The organism is Brevibacillus jepli (assembly GCF_047229145.1).
Lineage (GTDB): Bacteria > Bacillota > Bacilli > Brevibacillales > Brevibacillaceae > Brevibacillus.
In genome coordinates this window covers 83,333-99,069 of the sequence record NZ_JBFEFW010000013.1, presented here as the reverse complement: position 1 = coordinate 99,069, position 15,737 = coordinate 83,333, and the positions used below count along the sequence as shown (strand labels likewise).

At 48.9% G+C, this 15,737-nt stretch carries 14 protein-coding genes; 8 read left to right on the top strand and 6 right to left on the bottom strand.

The genetic code is table 11. From position 1 onward, the window contains the following. Positions 1 to 61: 61 nt before the first annotated feature. The 3 genes from AB1L17_RS15940 to AB1L17_RS15930 are packed head-to-tail and all read left to right on the top strand — an operon-like array spanning position 62 to position 4,239. Entirely contained in the window at positions 62 to 1,792 is a 1,731-nt protein-coding gene (locus tag AB1L17_RS15940; protein ID WP_412844402.1) for a sigma-54 interaction domain-containing protein, read from the top strand. Then, the gene (locus AB1L17_RS15935) at positions 1,783 to 2,925 is read left to right on the top strand and encodes a winged helix-turn-helix domain-containing protein (protein ID WP_412844401.1); all 1,143 of its coding nucleotides are present in this window, start codon (positions 1,783 to 1,785) and stop codon (positions 2,923 to 2,925) included. Before AB1L17_RS15940 ends, AB1L17_RS15935 begins: the two co-directional genes overlap by 10 nt. Before the next feature lie 57 nt (positions 2,926 to 2,982). Next, complete coding sequence (locus AB1L17_RS15930; RefSeq protein ID WP_412844400.1) at positions 2,983 to 4,239, top strand: MFS transporter; 1,257 nt, start codon at positions 2,983 to 2,985, stop codon at positions 4,237 to 4,239. On the opposite strand, the gene AB1L17_RS15925 is transcribed toward AB1L17_RS15930, so the two are convergent. Beyond that, positions 4,211 to 5,329, bottom strand: a complete 1,119-nt coding sequence (locus AB1L17_RS15925; protein WP_412844399.1) for a PQQ-dependent sugar dehydrogenase — start codon at positions 5,327 to 5,329, stop codon at positions 4,211 to 4,213. The two genes, AB1L17_RS15930 and AB1L17_RS15925, sit on opposite strands and share 29 nt — an antisense overlap. Before the next feature lie 513 nt (positions 5,330 to 5,842). Next, positions 5,843 to 6,463 (bottom strand): PilZ domain-containing protein, encoded by a 621-nt coding sequence (locus tag AB1L17_RS15920; protein WP_412844398.1) that lies wholly within the window; start codon positions 6,461 to 6,463, stop codon positions 5,843 to 5,845. Positions 6,464 to 6,582: 119 nt separating this feature from the next. On the opposite strand from AB1L17_RS15920, the gene AB1L17_RS15915 reads away from it, so the two are divergent. Then, entirely contained in the window at positions 6,583 to 6,756 is a 174-nt protein-coding gene (locus tag AB1L17_RS15915; protein WP_007722723.1) for a YlaF family protein, read from the top strand. An 11-nt stretch (positions 6,757 to 6,767) separates the two neighbouring features. Here the strand turns inward: AB1L17_RS15915 and AB1L17_RS15910 are convergent, their stop codons facing one another. From AB1L17_RS15910 to AB1L17_RS15900, 3 genes are all read right to left on the bottom strand, one after another. Further along, positions 6,768 to 7,823: a tetraprenyl-beta-curcumene synthase family protein gene (locus AB1L17_RS15910; protein WP_412844397.1), complete on the bottom strand. Its 1,056-nt coding sequence runs from the start codon at positions 7,821 to 7,823 to the stop codon at positions 6,768 to 6,770. A gap of 70 nt (positions 7,824 to 7,893) precedes the next feature. Then, a complete protein-coding gene (locus tag AB1L17_RS15905) occupies positions 7,894 to 8,832 on the bottom strand; it encodes a response regulator (protein WP_412844396.1) in 939 nt (312 codons plus the stop codon). Between the two features lie 4 nt (positions 8,833 to 8,836). Further along, positions 8,837 to 10,120: an ATP-binding protein gene (locus AB1L17_RS15900; RefSeq protein ID WP_412844395.1), complete on the bottom strand. Its 1,284-nt coding sequence runs from the start codon at positions 10,118 to 10,120 to the stop codon at positions 8,837 to 8,839. A gap of 141 nt (positions 10,121 to 10,261) precedes the next feature. Here AB1L17_RS15900 and AB1L17_RS15895 point away from each other — a divergent pair, with 141 nt between their 5' ends. From AB1L17_RS15895 to AB1L17_RS15885, 3 genes are read left to right on the top strand one after another with little or no spacing between them, the layout of a single operon-like run. Next, on the top strand, positions 10,262 to 11,263 hold the full coding sequence (locus AB1L17_RS15895) for a TAXI family TRAP transporter solute-binding subunit (RefSeq protein WP_412844394.1): 1,002 nt from the start codon (positions 10,262 to 10,264) through the stop codon (positions 11,261 to 11,263). Positions 11,264 to 11,269: 6 nt separating this feature from the next. Further along, a complete protein-coding gene (locus AB1L17_RS15890; RefSeq protein WP_412844393.1) occupies positions 11,270 to 11,803 on the top strand; it encodes a DUF1850 domain-containing protein in 534 nt (177 codons plus the stop codon). Further along, positions 11,804 to 13,750: a TRAP transporter permease gene (locus tag AB1L17_RS15885; protein WP_412844392.1), complete on the top strand. Its 1,947-nt coding sequence runs from the start codon at positions 11,804 to 11,806 to the stop codon at positions 13,748 to 13,750. It abuts the gene before it with no gap. Positions 13,751 to 13,824: 74 nt separating this feature from the next. Here AB1L17_RS15885 and AB1L17_RS15880 read toward each other — a convergent pair whose 3' ends face one another. Beyond that, on the bottom strand, positions 13,825 to 14,745 hold the full coding sequence (locus AB1L17_RS15880) for a CvfB family protein (protein WP_412844391.1): 921 nt from the start codon (positions 14,743 to 14,745) through the stop codon (positions 13,825 to 13,827). Positions 14,746 to 14,930: 185 nt separating this feature from the next. Between AB1L17_RS15880 and AB1L17_RS15875 the strand changes: the two genes are divergently transcribed. Beyond that, on the top strand, positions 14,931 to 15,716 hold the full coding sequence (locus AB1L17_RS15875) for an undecaprenyl-diphosphate phosphatase (RefSeq protein WP_412844390.1): 786 nt from the start codon (positions 14,931 to 14,933) through the stop codon (positions 15,714 to 15,716). Positions 15,717 to 15,737: the final 21 nt, after the last annotated feature.

Sequence of the window (15,737 nt, the reverse complement as noted above, 5' to 3'; positions counted from 1 at the left end):
TATTGTCGATGTACAACAGGGACGATCCTTTTTCCTGTTAGTTTGGATAAGAGGTGACGATTTGAAACCGTTATTTTCGCTGGACAGTACACTCTCTTCCTTTGCGAGTCCGATTCCGCCTGATATTGTCAAAATACGCGCAGGTGAAACCGTAGGTGAATGGGTTGATAAAGAACGAATCGGCAGAGTTGTCATCATCTCTTCTACAACCACGCTAGAACAATCCATCCATCACATTCTCGCTGGAGCAGGCGTTTCCGATGTGCCAACACTCATCATCGTCGATGAACAAGGCACTCCGACGGGAATGGTCGAGCCACACCAGCTCATGACTGCCTTTGTCGTGTTGACCCAAAACCAGTCTGCCCTGCTCAGCACCTTGATGGATACGATGAGTGAGGCTGTCACGATCGTGGATTCCCGTAATATCGTCCAACACTGGAATCAGGCAGCAGAAACCATTTATGAAATTGATCGCGCCCAGGTTGTCGGAACCTCTCTCGATGAACACTTCGCCAGTGAGTCGATCCGTCTGCTCGATGCGCTGCGTCAAGGAACATCTGTTCAACGTGTCTATCACATTCCTCGTCCAGACAGTCATGTACTCATTAATGCCGCTCCGATCCGTCGCGAGGGTGAGATCATCGGCGCGATTTCCATTGAACAGGACATTACCGAGCTGGTTCGCCTCAACGAAGAATTAGCGCATACGACCGCCCACCTCCACAACTTGCAGCAAGAGATGAGTCGGTTCCAGGCGGCGGATGATCCTTTTTATGCGATCAAGGGCCATTCCGCTTCGATACAATCCGCAATTGGTTCGGCAAAAAAAGTAGCGCAAACGGATGCCACTGTGCTGATTTATGGAGAAAGCGGCGTCGGGAAAGAGCTGTTTGCCAAAGCCATTCATCAGGCAAGTCGCCGACATGAGAAGCCGTTTATTGCGATCAACTGCGGTGCCATTCCCGCTGCTCTGTTCGAGAGCGAGCTGTTTGGCTACCAGGGTGGTGCTTTTACGGGAGCCGAGAAAAAAGGCAAGCCTGGCAAACTGGAGCTGGCCCATGGCGGTACGCTTTTCCTCGATGAAATTGGCGAGCTGCCACTAGAATTGCAGGTAAAGCTGCTTCGCGCCTTGCAGGAAAAGCAGTTTTACCGTGTAGGTGGAACAGAGCCCATCACCGTCAATACGCGAATCGTTGCCGCTACAAACAGACAGCTGGAGCAGATGGTCGCAGACGGTCGTTTTCGTGAGGATTTGTACTATCGGCTGAACGTCTTTTCTTTGGAAATCCCGCCGCTGCGCGAACGACGCGAGGATTTGCCTGAGCTCGTGCAAATTTTTATTCATGAGTATTCTGTCGCCCATGACCACTCCGTACCGCGCATCGCTCCTGAAGTTATGCAAGCGTTGTTCGAGTACAATTGGCCCGGCAACATCCGACAGCTGCGCAACGTCATCGAACGCCTGTCGATCCTGCAGGAAAATGGCGTTATTTTGCCCGAGCACCTGCCATCTGTCATTCGCAGCCACGCGGAACCGACACATGTTTCTGTGATCAAACCGATTGTGGGAACTTATGCGCAGCCGACTCCGACACCGCCGTCAATCATGCGCCCATCATTAGCGCACAACCCTCAACCCGCGACCGAAAAAGAGCGTATCCTGGCAGCGTTGGAGCGTACGTATGGCAACAAAAAAGCAGCAGCCGAGCTGCTCGGCGTATCACGTGGCACCCTTTACAATAAAATGAAAAAGTTCAATATAAATGAGGAGTCCTTCAAATGGGATTGATTACTTGGTCGGATGATACGTATGAGATCCAATATGCCGGGGAAACGATTGTCCTTTTACCAAAGGAATACGCCTTGTTTCAATTTCTGTACACATGGAAAAACCGGGCCTTTTCAAGGGGTGATTTGCTGGATCGCGTCTGGCCTCTGGAAGCACCCACTGACCGTACAATCGATGATCACATTTACCGCTTGCGAAAAAAGCTGCAAAAGTGGTCGCATCTGCTCACGATTGATACGGTCCGAGGGGTTGGCTATCGGCTTACGTTAAAGGAGCAGCAGTCACTTAGTCCAACCGTATTGAACAGCGATTTCTCTGAGAACATCCAGAAGATGATAACCACTTACCACGGCATGGGTATGGGTGCCGCTTTGCAGACGCTTTATGCGAATCAGCAAGTGCTCGGCTTCCAGATGGACCCATTCTACGCTACCTTTTTGCGGTTTGTTAAAGGTGACTTCAGCTGGTTTGTGGAGGATAAATCTGAGCCTATGTCTGACAAGCGCTTTTATTTGTTCCATTTGTACCATATGACCGAAATGGACTCGCAAAAAAGGATAGAAGTTCTTGAATGGGCCTTTAAAAATTCGAAAAACATGCCTGATAATTATCAGGATGAGCTAAAGATCACTGCAATCAGTGTCTACGCGCAAGCAAAAGAATGGGAACGAGCCAAAGAACAGCTGATACCAGCCAGAGAGGTTGTTAACCGAGTAAATTCACCCGGCTTTTACCTCTTTCTTCAAGCGGAAGAATCACTCCTGTATCTTCTCATGGGTCAGGTTAATGAAGCAGAGAAAGTCATTCAACGCTCTGAGGAAATCTTGCGAACACTCCCCATGCAGCGCGAGCTCGGCAGCTTTACCATTGCACGCGGGCTTTGTCTGTACCATCGACAAGAGATTGCCAAAGCGCGCCTCTTGGTCGACGAAGGTATCGAGGTCATCCGTGCAACCAAGTTCGTCCCACATCTGATCTATGCTGTACAAATGATTTTGTTATTCTTGAAAGACTTTAGCTATGATGCAGAATGGGAACGCAAATACAAGAAAATGTGGGCCGAATTGTCCGAAGAGTACAAGTTCGACTACTTGCAGAAAAAGATTCGTGCCATCATCTCTTCCCCTATCTGATATTCCTCTGACAAATCCCTTTTATCATCGAGATAACAGATCGATGGAGGGATTTTTTTGTTAAAAGAAAATAAAACGTTTCGCACGCTGTTCGTCTCCTACGGACTGTCTACACTGGGCGATTGGTTTGACTTCATTGCGGTATCTATCCTGTTGGGGTTTGTGTGGAAGGTTGATCCGATGACGATGGCCCTGCTGCCCGTTGCCTATGCCGCTCCTAGCATTTTGCTCGGGCAGTTTGCCGGGGTGCTTGCAGACCGAGTGAACAAAGTACGGATGATCATGAGCATGAATGTCATTCAGGCGGCCCTCACGCTGCTCCTGCTTGCCATGCCGAATCCGTTTTGGTTCCTGGTGGTCATTGCCCTGCGTTCTGGTGCTTCTGTCTTCAATGATCCAGCACAACAAACGTTGACACGTCAAATCGTACCTGAGAATCAACTGTTACAAGCCTCAGCCTTGAATGGAGCCGTATACCAAATGGGGAAATTGATCGGTCCACTTGCCGGCGGTTTGGTAGCGGCCGTTTTTGCACCTGCCATTTGTCTGATGATTAATGCTTCTAGCTTCCTTCTCTCTACTGCCTTCCTGTTTACGATTCGTAAAGTGGAGAATACGCTGGCTCGTCCATCTGCAGAACAGCAGCCCCTCCCTTATCGCCAAGCATGGCAAGAGGGCTGGCATATCTTTTTGCAAAACCGTGTCCTGTTGTTCAGCACGATCTTCGCAATTATTACTTCATTGGCAATTCAGTTGGCGGATACACAGCTTCCTGTAATCTTTCGCGAGAAGCTGCCCAACAATCCGGAAATGCTCGGGTTTACGGTCAGTGTTATTGGATTAGGTGCACTTCTTACCGTTGCCTGGCTGCATCGCTTAAAAGAGATTCGTTCCTATGGATGGGTGCTGGGTGGCGGCGTTTTGCTCATCGGGATTTGTTTCTCGTGGATTGGATTTTTCCAGCCGGGTGATGGCATGTATTGGCTGCTGATTCCCGCTATATTGGCTGGAGTAGGAACAGGTCTAACTTCAGTTGGAGCCAATTATCTCGTACAAAAAGAAAGCCCCCCGCAAGCGCTTGGCCGAGTGAGGGGAATTATCGATTCTTTGACGAGCGCCACTTTTATTATTGCTCCATTGCTCGGTGGCGTCATTATGACCATCTGGGGCCCAAACACCGCCTTTTTATGGGTCGGATTTTTAATCGCTGCGATTGGCGGAGGTGCTGTCCTATTACAACGATGGATTTGGGGGAAACGAACAAAAAACGTGGCTGTTGCTACCGCTACGGCTGGATCGGAACGAGTCGGATAATTTTATCGTCGCCTTCTCGCGGATTTCCACGACCATCGCGGTTGTTGGTCAACAAATAGAGTATGCCGTCTTTTCCTTCGACAACATCACGCAGTCGTCCGAACTCGTCTTGAAATAAAGTAGTGGCCTCCACTACCGTATCGGGTCGAGTAGCGTCTAAGCTGATCTTTTGAAGCTGCTCCCCCCTGAGATTGGCTACCAGCAGCTGTCCTTTCCACGGTCCTTTGGATACAAACGTCATGCCAGAAGGAGCCCATGTCGTATCACCACTTTGCAGGAGGGGGGTTTTCATCCCCTCTTTTTGTTCTTTACCCGATATGACCGGCCAGCCGTAATTCGCTCCTGGCTCGATCCGATTGATCTCATCATGTGCCGTTTGGCCATGCTCCGAGCTGTAGAGAATCCCCGTTGCGGGATTCCATGCGATTCCTTGAGGATTGCGATGTCCATAGCTGTATACCGGTGAGCCGGAAAAAGGATTGTCGGCAGGGATGCTTCCATCCAGATTGATCCGCAAAATTTTCCCCGCGAGGCTCTCGCGATTTTGCGCATTCATCGGCTCATGAGCATCTCCCGTCGTGATGTAGAGTCGCTGGTCCGGGCCAATTTTGATTCGTCCACCGTTGTGGATCGAGCTTCCCGGAATTTTGTCGAGGAGTACTTTGTCAATCTGCGCCACATTGTGCGCTTCTCGCAGTCGCAGGACCCGATTGAAAGTCGCATCTCCCTCTTTGTATGTATGGTAAACGTACAAGAAGTGGTTGTTCGCAAAGTCGGGATCGAGCACAAGCCCCAACAGCCCGCCTTCTCCCTCACTGACGAACGGGGCTGGCATTGAGATGAGCGGCTCCGGCAGCAGCTTACCTGACTGGATCACACGTATTCTACCAGGTCGTTCTGTGAAAAAGAACCGCCCATCCGGGGCTATATCCATCGCCCACGGCACATCCAATTGATCAGCCAATACCTCGACCCGATACGGAAGAGACTGTTGGGTGGGCTGCGATTCTGCTGCCGGATTCGCCTCACAAGCCACGACCGGCATACTCAAGATCAAGGTAAGTACACACACCATCCATTTTTTCCACATCTCACGTATTCCTCCCTGCGCGATTTGTCCAATAGGATTCAGGAAGCATTTTAGACAAAGTTTCGCTAATGTACACGTATGTTCCTTTTTTCGCTGATTACAAAATCTGTCTGGATGCTCTCCAGCAGTTGAGATGGGCGTCCAGCTTTTAGACCGTTATGTTTACTCCACAGAGCTGTCTAATTTTTTCTTTGTCCTTGATGTCCTTTCATATGTTGACTGAAGCCGCGTAGAAGAAGCGGATTTCCAGTCCAAGCGCCTCTGGAGCCCAACCTAGCGGAGGAATGAATGTCGGGGGTTTTCAGCCTCAACCTCTGAAAACACATCCTCGAACCTCTACTTTTGAGGCGCTCCCGACATTCATTCCGTAGCGGACAGCTCCCGCCTCCCGGCAGGGCGTAGGCCGAAGCGTAGACTGGAAATCCGCTTCTTCCCTCCCCAGCAGCCACACCCAACTCAACCAAAAAAGTGCAAAAAAAAAATTGGTCCCCATTGAACCAATTCACGAAAAACCTACTCGATTTTCACTTGTCTTCGTTCCTCAATTTGCCGATGCAAAATGTACTTTCGCAAATTGTGAAAATGACGTGCATTGATTCCTTTGATCGTGCAGCCATAAAAATAGTACGGATCCTCTATGCGTTCATGAATGACAACCAGGTCTGTTTTTACTACCCCATCCGGGCGATTTCGACCGTACAATTCAAAAGAAAACACGATCTGCTGATCCGCAGGAATCGGTTTGTCTGAGCGGAACGCCAATCCTCCCAAACTCAAATTGACCAAGTACACCATGAGACTATAGACGGAAAAAAATGAGTCTGGCTCCTGGGTCGGATACTGAATCCACCCCTTTACCTCCATGTCAAAACGGGGATAGCGTCTGCGCTGCTCCCGAAATTCAGTAGCTGTTGGAGAGTGGAACAAAAACAAGCGATTTTTGTCTTTAGCCACAACTACGGCTTCAAACGTACTGATCGTTTCATAATCAGCGGTCAATAAACACGGGATCTGGTCCCCTACAGTGACATCCAATGGGTTGGGAAATACGGCTTCGATCAAGTCCCCTTCTTCATAGGTAACATGACCTTCTATCACTCGATTCCCTTTTCTAATTTGTATTATGCTTTCCATCTGCGTTCTCCACCACTTCGCACAAATATATTACCGGGATTTCCGGAATCTTTACCTGGATGCTTTTCGCGGAAAATAAGGTATAATGGGAACATTGACAGATAGGAGGTTACAGACCGATGAATCGTTATCAATTGGTAACACTGGCTTTGGCATTTTTGGTAACCGCCTGTCTCATCGGAGTTGGCATTGCCATTGGGGAAAAAAGTCCCCTCGGTATCCTTGGCTGTATCGTTGTTGCCTTCTCGTTGATGGGATTTGGCTTTTCGTACAAGCGCAAGCATATGCGCTAACCTCTTCTCCGTTATCGCCGTACAAGCAAGCTGTTCACATAAAACAGGACGGAGGGCAGTCCCTTGGCCTGCTTCAGCAGTTGTTTCGCGATAGTATAAATGTGTGGCTGGCTCCGATTTACCTTGCGATCCGCGAGATAAAACGCGACTAGCCCGTCCACGATCATACGGTGAAATGCAGGATTTGGCAAGCGTTTAACGCTTGCCTTTGCTTGTTCTATGAAAAGTTTCAAGCGTTCAGTCGCGATATGCTCGGATTCGTAGTAACTGACGAAGTTTAAATCGCCGCCCATTCTGTCTTCTTCCAGGTCAATTAAATAGTCTAATAAAATATGTAAGCCGCACAACCACGGAAAGTAAGCTTCACTAACCGTTTGAATTTGTTCATCACTTACATCTGGTTCAGTCGCCAGGCAAAAGAGAGCGAATATGCCGATCGTCGAGCCTGTGACAGCCGCAAATTCCTGCCAGTGCAAATGATGATAACGTTCCTTATGCAAATCCCACCACGACAACAATTGATCCTCACGCAAATTTGGGACAATGTGCTTGTACACCTGTAAATCGCTGTATAAACAGGAAAATTCGAGGATCTTTGCCTTGATTTTTTCATAGGCTGGCAGCTGTGCTACATGCTGCTGACAGGTTTGCACAAGTCCTGCCAAAAATCCGCCGTCATCCTTATCTTCGCGGTACAAATAATAATCTCGCAATGGTGCACCTGGTGTTAGTGCATCCTGCATCGACACGTGAAGCTGACGGAAGTCTTGCGGGTCTAGGGACGTGCTGCGATCACACAGATTGTCCAAGTAGTCACTGATCGTTTGGTAGGCCACAATTAGCGGGACAATCGTTTCGACATGAGGGACGACCTGAGCAGCATACACACATCCCCCTTGGCAATGAAACTTTTTCGAATCCATGCTGTCTTGTGCTTGCTTTCTCAGCTCGAGGTTGGGAATCGCCTGCGCTCTTTTGTACCAGGCCGCAAACTCTCGCTCCAGAACAGGTTGAACATGACGATAGACTCGGTAAAGTAGCTGCCATGGATTACGTAGTTCGCTCACTTATTTCCCTCCCCAACTTGCTCATGACCAATAGAAATATCTTATCACATTTATATGCCCACTCCAAAAGTCAGCCCTGAAATACACCAATTCTCCTTTTTGATTCCATATAGAGCACAAAAATAAACTTTTTTGTATTGATTCTTGTAGAGGAGATAGTCATTTCCATCTGACTTTCCAGCTCTAGCATCCGCTTTCGAACCTCGGTAAAATCAAAAAAAGTGGTTGCGTAGCTCTCGAACTTTGGATTGCTGTAGTCGGTCAGCCCAAGAGACGCCAGATGAGTTAATGCCTGATAAATGGCCCTGCGCACCCGTTGCTCCGCGGCCTTCGTTTCCTTTTGGATCAGGACGTTTCCCCCCTTCCCCAGCTTCCCGGCAGCCACTGCCCAAAAAATATCGCGCAATGGCGGGAGATTCACTTCCCCATTTCTCTCCTTCTCCCAGCGATACAGCCACTCCATCATGTCTAGTAAATCCTTACTGCCTTTTTCACTGATCATCCCCAGCTCGGTTAAGAGAAACCGCGCCGAAGACAAGATTCCCTTCTCGGGATAGGAAACTTCTTTTGACACAACTGTCTTCACATGGACGTTACCAGACAAGACGGCAAGCGATCGCTGAATTCCCTCGATGGATTGCTGCAGCAGTATACGTTCCCTGACCTTTTGCAAAACACTAATGACCTCCAGCCGATTCACCGGCTTCGTCACGTAGTATTCGATTCCTGTCGTATACGCCTCTGCAATCATTTCCTTCGTCTCAATTTGTGAGATCATGACAATTTTGCCTGTAAAACGTCCCAGCTGCCGCACCGTTTCAATACCATCTCGATTCGGCATCAGAAGATCAATCAACAAGATGTCTACTTGCTTCCAGTTCAAAAAATCGTGGTCAATCTGTGAGCCATCCTCTGCTTCCCCACATACCTCTCCCAAATCAGCATCCTCAATAATCTGACCGAGCATGAATCGAATCGCCGGATCGTCATCCACGATGAAATAGCGCATCAGGTCACCCTTTCTGAATCAGAGTTGCGATTGGCAGGCGTATGCGAAATTCAGTCGAGTGTCCAACTGAGTGCTCGGATATTTCAATCTTTCCTTGGAGACTGTCTGTGACTTCCTTTACGTAAGAAAGCCCTATCCCCGTGGAAGGCCTGCCTGATACGTCGTATTTGGTTGTAAAACCAGGCATGAACAAGAGCTCCTTGTCCTTCACCACGATGCCTGTCCCGTCATCCATTACGCAAAAATGAATCCACTCCCGACTCTCATCAAGCGAAGCAACGATCGAGATCATTCCCCGCTCGCGAATTGCTTCGACACTGTTGCCGACCAGATTGTTGATCAGAGAAAGGGTCGTGTATATGTGGCAGGCGAGATACGGCACCTCCACATTGGTCTCAAACTGAATGTTCTTATCTAACAATCGCGCGTACTTCTGTTGAGCATGAACGATGATCGCAATCAATTCGCCAAGCGGCATATAGTCTCGTTCGTTCTCGTCAGAGATGAGCTTGGAGAGACCTGCATAGATTCGTTGATTATCCTTTTTCACCTCATGCACTTGTCCGGCCAGGGACAGCAGTCGCTTCGCGTATTTCTGGCTCGTTTCATCCTTGCGCCCCAGCTCGTTCATTTCGCGGTACAGCTCATAGCAGTTGCGTGTAATTTCCTCGACCTGATGCAATGTTTTTTTCAAATGGACAGATTCCTCATACAAGTTGGAGATGAGCACAAGCATCTGCTCGTTTCGATTTCGCTGTTGCTTTTCCATCCATTTCGCCTGACGCAGCTGAATCATATTGAAAAAACTAAGGACAAAAAAACTCCGAATCAAGGCAATCACAGCGATCGGCCCCACGACCGACAACTGATAGACACCCTCCCAGGACACCGCTCGGAAGGATAGCTCCACTAAATTGGCGGCAATTTCTGCGACTGTTCCCAGCAGCCCCACCCAAAGCGGACGATGATGTAGCATATTAACGCGAAAGAGCGAGAATAGACAAGCAAATGCTGCATAATAGCAAAAGGCGGGAAAATGCATCTGAAGGGATTGCAGGAACGAAAAGACATCTCCATACAAAAAATCCAAGATTATTCGAAATAGAACAACAATTACACCGGTTAATATCCCTGCCAACAACGAAGGACGCAGCCACAATAAAAAGAAGAAAAAAGCGGTTGTACCAAAGCTAATACGAAAATCATCTTGAAACGGGTGAAATTTGAGCTCACCGGCAATCGGGACAGCAATGAGCATAAGCAGCAGGATCGAAATGGTCTCTCTCATAAAAAGTTGCCGCACTTCCTCAGCTTAATATTTCTTAGTTTACTATATTTTTCTATAGATTTTTGTAGTTTTTTATAGACCTCCCCTTACAATGCCGAAGAAAGCATGATAAACAGAACATTTAGACTAGGGGGAATTATCTTGAAGAAGCGTCATTTTCTTCTTTCGCTCACACTGCTTCTATCCATGTCGCTCGTAACAGCATGTGGTGGTGGCGGCAACTCTGCACAAGGAGGCGGGACCGGAGGCAGCTCAGGTGGAAGCGCCGATCCCTCCCAATTAGTAATCGCGACAGGTGGAACAGGCGGTACTTATTTTCCATTAGGTGGCGGCATGGCTGACCACATTACGAAAAACGCCGGCATCACCGCTACTGCACAAGCCACTGGTGCTTCTGCAGAAAACATTCGCCTCATTCGCGATAAAAAAGCGGACATCGCCTTCACCCAAAACGACATTGCTGAATATGCGGCAAAAGGAACAAACATGTTCCAGCAGGACGGTAAAATCGATTCGTTCCAAGCATTGGGAGCTCTCTACGATGAGACCATCCAAATCGTCGTCTCTGCTGACAGCAATATTAAAAGCGTGACCGATCTGAAAGACAAGCGTGTATCTGTAGGCGCTCCCGGGAGCGGTACAGAAGTGAACGCGCAGCAAATTTTGGAGGCTTACGGTATGACCTTTGAAGATACCAAGCTCCAACGCCTTTCCTTTGCTGACTCAGCCAAAGCAATCCAAGACGGTCAATTGGATGCCGCCTTCCAAACTGCTGGTACTCCAACAGCAGCTATCACGGAGCTGGCTGCAACGAAAGGTGTCAAAATCATCCCGCTTGACGCAGACAAAATCGATGCGATCATCGCCAAATACCCTTACTACGTGAAAACAACAGTCCCAGCCAATACGTACCAAACCGTTCCGGAAGAAGTGACAACTGTCTCCGTCAAATCAATGCTCTTGATTCGCTCTGATCTCAGTGAAGACCTCGTGTACAAGGTGACAAAGGCAATCTTTGAAAATAGCGACAAGCTCGGCCACGCCAAAGCTAAGGAAATCAAGCTGGAGAACGTGATGAACGGCGTAAGCATCCCCGTTCACCCAGGTGCCAAAAAGTACTTCGACGAAAAAGGCGTGAAGTAGGGCCAGATGGCTTTTATCAAGGATGCAACAAAGGGAAGAGGGCGGACGTTGTTCCGCCTTTTCTCCTTCTCGCTACTCTTCCTAGTCATTTACATAGGCATCTCCTTGCCCTTGATTCCGGCTCTGGTCATTCGGGACACCCAATCGAATCAGGTGGTTTGGAGTGCTGACATACAGGAAGACGCGACCTTCGGCATTCGCTGGACTCATTCTATTCATCGATCCAATATCGAGGAGCGATACCGCATTGTAGACGATCAGATCATTTTGTCGGAGATGAGCTTTCACGATTACGGTATCGGCATGGAAAATGAATTAGCCCCGGGCGAGGAGCTAATTATGGCTGATGGCCAATTCCACATTCGTAACATGCAGCGCTCTTTTCCTGCCCTTCGGCTATTCATCGGGCAGGTACGAGCTAATCATACGTTGCTTTTCGCTGGACAAGAAATTCCATTAGGCTTGCTTGACAAGCCGGGAGAGGCCATCACGATTCAAGCAGAAAAGCGATCCATTCTAAGCGAGTTAGGAGGTTACTAGATGAGTACAACAACGAATGTGAACCAGCAAGAGATGGATAAGCTGATCGCTCAATACGACAAAGAATCAGCCACACGCCAACTCGCGGGACCAATGAAGTGGATCACTTTTGGTCTACTTGTCCTCTTCTCCCTGTACCAGCTATCCAGCACGCTGTTCTTTACACTGCCTCCGCAGATCCATCGTCCGATCCACTTGGCCTTCGGACTGGCACTAGTCTACCTGCTGTATGCAGGGACATCCAAAGGCAGCAAAAACAAAATCGGAATCGTGAACATGATCCTCGCGCTGTTAGGCGTCTTCGTTTCACTCTATTGGGTATTCGACTACGAAGGACTCGTGACGCGAACAGGCAACTACACGACGATGGATATGGTGGTCGGCGGTATCGCCATCGTGCTCGTCCTGGAGGCAGCACGACGAGTCGTCGGAATCCCCATCGCTCTGATTGCCACTATTTTTCTGTTATACACCTACTTCGGCCCGTACATGCCAGGGTTTTTGGAGCATCGGGGCAGTGATGTCGATCGGATTATCGGCCACAGCTACTACACGCTAGAGGGCATTCTCGGTACACCTCTTGCTGTCTCCTCTACCTTTATCTTTTTGTTTGTCCTGTTTGGCGCATTTCTTGAGAAAACAGGGGTCGGCGAGTATTTCAACGATTTGTCCTTGGTCATTGCAGGCAGACGAATCGGCGGACCTGCGAAGGTAGCCGTTTTTTCCAGCGCCCTGCAAGGGACCATTAGCGGCAGCTCTGTTGCCAATGTGGTTACTTCCGGCGCCTTTACCATCCCGATGATGAAGCGGCTCGGCTATCGTTCTGAATTTGCTGCAGCAGTCGAAGCCTCGTCCTCTACCGGGGGACAAATCATGCCACCTGTCATGGGTGCAGCTGCCTTTTTGATGGCAGAGTTCATCGGGGTTCCTTACTTGGAAATTGCCAAATCTGCGATTCTACCTGCGATTTTATTTTTCGTAGGCATCTGGATTATGACTCACTTCGAAGCGAAGCGTCTCGGATTACGTGGACTCTCGAAGGAAGAATTGCCCGACAAAAAAGAAGTCTTGAAGAAAATGTACCTGCTCCTTCCGATCGCGATCATTATTACAGCCTTAATGATGAACATATCAGCTGAGCGTGCAGCGATCATCGGAATCGTCTCTACGATTGTCGTGGGAGCCTTCCGAAAAGAAACGCGCATGTCGATCGCTGATATTTTAGCAGCACTTGCTTCAGGTGCCAGGATGGCGCTCGGCGTCGTTGCCGCTACTGCGTGTGCCGGAATCATCGTCGGTACCATTACATTGACAGGAATCGGATTGAAGCTCGCAAACGGTCTGATTGATCTGGCGGGTGGACAGCTGTTGCTCACATTGTTTTTCACGATGATTGCATCGCTTATTTTGGGAATGGGGACACCAACGACAGCAAACTACATCATCACGTCCACGATCGCTGCTCCAGCACTCATTCAATTGGGTGTTCCTGACATCGCGGCGCACATGTTTACGTTCTACTTCGGAATCGTCGCAGACATCACGCCGCCAGTCGCGCTTGCTGCCTTCGCCGCGTCCGGCATAGCCAAGTCAAAGCCGATCCAAACAGGGGTAGAATCAACGAGATTATCAATCGCTGCCTTTATGGCCCCCTACATCTTCGTCATCTCGCCAGCCTTGCTGTTGATTAATACGACATTGGCAGAATCCATATGGGTGATGTTTACCTCCACTGTCGGGATGATTGGCGTAGGGGCAGGGCTAATTGGCTTTTGGATGTCCAAGCTGAACATACTGGAGCGCATCCTCGCTGTTGCGGGTGGCGTGCTCGCCGTGATCCCCGGTATCGAAACGGATATCGCCGGCTTTATTTTGCTCGCGCTCGTATTTTCCTTGTCGTATTATAAAGCCCGCAAGCAAAAGCAATCTGTACAAACGACACTGTAAGAAAAAACAAAAATCCCTCCCCAGCACTCGTTTCCTGTAGCCAGGAAGCTCTTGCCTTGGAGGGATTTTATTGTTTATTCTTCTGATCCGGTTCGAATGATTTTGGTCCAGCCGTCTACTTGCTCCACGCGACGTTCCTTCATCAGTTTGCCGAGTGCCCGCTTGAAGCTGGACTTGCTCATTTGGAATTTTTCACGGATGACATCCGCCTCTGTGGAATCTGTATAAGGCATCGCCCCGTCACGGTTGATCAAATAGCGCAGCAGCTTGTCCGCATCCTCACCATACTGCACTTCCTTGCGCTCTTTCATGGAACCGTTCAGACGACCATCCTCCCGCACAAAGCTGATACGGCAGCGCACAGTTTGTCCGAGGCGCAGACGCCCTACCATTTCATCTCGATGAATGAAAAGGATATGCTCGTCTTCTGTCAGCAGGAATGCACCCGCTTGAATCACTTTGTAGACCGTGCCTTCTACAGGCTTGTTTTTCATACTCTGATCTGCGATTGCTGCGATCTTGACGATTTCGTTTTCGGTTACCGGCTTGGCCAAGAGTCTGCCGAGCTTGTCCTGCTTCAGCGCTACCAGCATTTGATCCTTGGGACGTGGCCATTCATCGCTATGCTTTGGCAGATCATCAATGAACAAGAGCAAATCCTTGTTAATTCCGTTGTCCAGAAATACACCCATGCGCGGTGAAATGTCCACGACTTCCAGCCAGCCGTATTCACCCATGCCGACATGAGGCATATCCATGGTCGCAGCCAGTCGATTCTCGTGATCATGGTACAAAAACACTTCGACCTCATCATCGATATGTAAACGCTCATGCGCTTCATTGGCATGGAGAAAAACTTCATCGTTGCCATCGCGCAAAAAATAGCCAATTTCCGTTTTTCGCGCTACCGTCATGGTAAGCGTCATACCTGCCGCCAAATGACCGTTCTGAATGATTTGGGGCTCACGCTTTTCACGCATTTGTCTTTTGTACATATGTATTTTTTCCTCGCTCTCTACCATTGTGCACACTAACTATACCCATCACCAGCAGGAAAATACCACAACTTTTTTCTAACAAATCGGCGTCGTCGCAACGAAATAGGCAAGTCTTCCATTCACGGACATACATATGACAGTAAGACTGGCTTGGCCTTACTTTTTGATGACTGGAGTGACCTATGCCTATGCTGTTGCTGCTTGAACATATTTTTCTCGGCATTGTACAAGGCTTGACTGAGTTTTTACCGATTTCAAGTACGGGCCATCTCGTCCTGTTTCGCAAAATATTTGGCATGCAGGAGATCGGTCTTTTATTTGACACGATGCTTCATTTCGGTACGCTGATTGCTGTCGTAATCGTTTTTTGGCCACAGGTTCGCTATATCGTGATGAATCCATGGAGCAAGCTGACAAAGCTATTGGTCGTAGGAACGATTCCTACCGCTGTGATCGGACTGGCCTTTGAAGACTTTTTTGAAGAAATCTCGCAGTCAGGCATTACGATCGGGTGGGAATTCCTCGCGACAGGCGCCATCCTGTGGGCCGTGGAGTCCATGCGGCGTGGAAATCGAAAATTCGAAGAAATCAACTACACGGACGCCCTCATTATCGGGACACTGCAAGGTGCCGCGATCCTCCCTGCCATTTCCCGTTCTGGACTGACGATTGCCGGTGCTCTCCTGCGAGGAATCGATCGTGCTGACGCTGCGCGCTTTTCATTTCTCATTTCCTTGCCTGCTATCCTCGGTGCGTGTGTTTTGCAAACAGCCAAGCTCATAAAAGCACCACTTGAAACTTCACTACTCATTCCGATGCTAGTGGGCACGATGTTTGCGGGACTAGCAGGTTACGTAGCCATTCGCTGGATGCTAAAAATCATCAGCACAGGCTCGATGAAAGGCTTCGCCATCTACGTCTGGGTATTAGGTGGCTTGATTCTCCTCATGCAGCTTTTGGGTTGGTAAAGCGAAAAAAGCCGGCTGCTT

Bases quoted from the DNA above. Each gene is read 5' to 3' on its own strand.
- AB1L17_RS15935 (WP_412844401.1), top strand. From the start codon at position 1,783: ATGGGATTGATTACTTGGTCGGATGATACGTATGAGATCCAATATGCC.
- AB1L17_RS15925 (WP_412844399.1), bottom strand. From the start codon at position 5,329: ATGTGGAAAAAATGGATGGTGTGTGTACTTACCTTGATCTTGAGTATG.
- AB1L17_RS15920 (WP_412844398.1), bottom strand. From the start codon at position 6,463: ATGGAAAGCATAATACAAATTAGAAAAGGGAATCGAGTGATAGAAGGT.
- AB1L17_RS15915 (WP_007722723.1), top strand. From the start codon at position 6,583: ATGAATCGTTATCAATTGGTAACACTGGCTTTGGCATTTTTGGTAACC.
- AB1L17_RS15905 (WP_412844396.1), bottom strand. From the start codon at position 8,832: ATGCGCTATTTCATCGTGGATGACGATCCGGCGATTCGATTCATGCTC.
- AB1L17_RS15900 (WP_412844395.1), bottom strand. From the start codon at position 10,120: ATGAGAGAGACCATTTCGATCCTGCTGCTTATGCTCATTGCTGTCCCG.
- AB1L17_RS15890 (WP_412844393.1), top strand. From the start codon at position 11,270: ATGGCTTTTATCAAGGATGCAACAAAGGGAAGAGGGCGGACGTTGTTC.
- AB1L17_RS15885 (WP_412844392.1), top strand. From the start codon at position 11,804: ATGAGTACAACAACGAATGTGAACCAGCAAGAGATGGATAAGCTGATC.
- AB1L17_RS15880 (WP_412844391.1), bottom strand. From the start codon at position 14,745: ATGTACAAAAGACAAATGCGTGAAAAGCGTGAGCCCCAAATCATTCAG.
- AB1L17_RS15875 (WP_412844390.1), top strand. From the start codon at position 14,931: ATGCCTATGCTGTTGCTGCTTGAACATATTTTTCTCGGCATTGTACAA.